Raw genomic sequence first — 1,843 nt, forward strand, 5'->3', positions numbered from 1 at the left:
CGGTTCACCAGCCAGTGCGCTCGAAGCATATTGTCGGCGAGACCCGATCGTCCTCCTTGCTCGGACTCGATCGCAAGCTGATCGACGATCGCAAAGAGGCCCGATGAGAAATGTTTCGATGTGCTCTTCGCGCACGAAGTGAGCGCTCGCTGTCATCTCATCCAGCATGACTGCGGGCATGGTCCCGCCGCATCGACGCGGACGGCGGAGCGCGTCAAGCAACATCGCCCTAACGGGGTGACTTGGTCGGTGAGTTCCAGAATCCCCGTTAAGCGGGCGCTTTCCGTCTGGACTGCCTGTCGTTGACGAGGCGCAAGCCGTCCGTGCGAAGGTCGCCGGTCGGTGAGACATGGCGGTAGAGGGTCTGGCTCGAGATTCCGAGTTCTCGGCAGAGCGCGCTGACGCTGGTTTCCGGCTTGCCCATGGCGGCCTGCGCTAACCTGAGCTTCGCGGGCGTCATCTTGTAGGGGGCGCCGCCGCAGCGGCCGCGGGCTCGGGCGGCGGCAAGGCCAGCGTTGACCCGTTCGCGGATCAGGTCGCGCTCGAACTCCGCCAAGGCGGCGAAGATGCCAAAGATCAACCGACCGCCGGCGGTGCGGGTGTCGATTTCCGCGCCCTGGCCTGCGAGCACGCGGAAGCCCACGCCCCGCGCCTCGAGGTCCCGCACCGTCGCGACGAGATGGGCAAGGTCGCGCCCAAGGCGATCGAGCTTCCAGACCACAAGCGTGTCGCCGTCCCGCAGGGCGCGCAAGCAGCCCTCGAGTCCGGGGCGGTCCTCGCGTTTGCCCGAGGCGCGGTCCTCGTAGATCCTCGCGGCATCCACGCCAGCAGCTATCAGTGCGTCGCGCTGCAGATCGGAGGTCTGCGTGCCGTCAGCCTTCGAGACGCGGGCGTAGCCGATCAGCATCGCCGTCGCTCCATAAACATGTGTTTGCGTGACTCATCGGGAAGCGCCTTGTGCAGCGACGAGGAGAATCACATAACCAGTCTCGAAATCAAAGCTCCACGAATGCTGCGGACATTAGGTCATGGCGCACCGGCGCATCCTCACCGCCGGCCAGCGCCGCGCGCTGTTCGGTCTCCCCGACGACGAGGGCGAGTGCCGCCGTCGCTACGCGCTGGACGAAGACGATCTCCGGCGCATCCGCCGACGGCGCAAGCCCGGGAACCGGCTCGGCTTCGCGCTGCAACTCTGCGCCCTGCGCTTTCCCGGCCGTCTGCTCAAGCCCGGCGAGGCGATCCCGGAGGCCATGCTCCGCGTTATCGCCGACCAGATCGACGCCGACTGGCGCGACATCGCGGGCTACGGCCTGCGCGAGAACACGCGATATGAGCACTCCTCCGCCCTACAGCAGGAGCTGGGCTACCGCCCGTTCATGGGGGCGGCGCGTGTCGAGATGGAGCGCTGGCTCGCCGACGCCGCGCTCATGACCTGCAACGGCGCCGATCTTGCGGATGCGTTCATGACGGCCCTGCGCGCCGCGCGCGTGATCGCGCCTTCTCCCTCCACCTTCGAGCGGCTCTGCGCGGCGGCGCTTGTCGAAGCCGAGCGGCAGGTGTTGCGGATGTTGTCCGGTGCCCTTGGATCCCACCATGTCGCAGCCCTCGACGATCTCCTCGCGGTGCCGGAGGAAGCACGGCTCACGCCGTTGGGGGCGTTGCGCGCCGCGCCCGTCGGCGCGGGCACCGCTGGCCTTCACGACCTGCTCGACCGCCTCGACCAGCTTCGCGCCTTGGGACTGCCACCGATGCCGTCGTCGGCGCCCATGCCGCGCGTCACTCGCCTCGCCGAGGAATGCGCGCGCATCACAGTCGCCCACTTGCGCGAGATGAACGCAACCCG

General features: G+C 67.9%; 2 protein-coding genes. One reads left to right on the forward strand and one right to left on the reverse strand.

Annotation, left to right across the window (positions count from 1 at the left end):
* Positions 1 to 268: 268 nt before the first annotated feature.
* Positions 269 to 907, reverse strand: a complete 639-nt coding sequence (locus V7Q31_RS19080) for a recombinase family protein (RefSeq protein WP_333835416.1) — start codon at positions 905 to 907, stop codon at positions 269 to 271.
* A gap of 121 nt (positions 908 to 1,028) precedes the next feature.
* On the opposite strand from V7Q31_RS19080, the gene V7Q31_RS19085 reads away from it, so the two are divergent.
* Positions 1,029 to 1,843 (forward strand): DUF4158 domain-containing protein (locus V7Q31_RS19085; RefSeq protein ID WP_333835417.1); only part of this gene is annotated, 815 nt, incomplete at its 3' end.

The sequence above is a fragment of the Rubrimonas sp. genome, from assembly GCF_036788415.1.
Taxonomy (GTDB): domain Bacteria; phylum Pseudomonadota; class Alphaproteobacteria; order Rhodobacterales; family Rhodobacteraceae; genus Rubrimonas.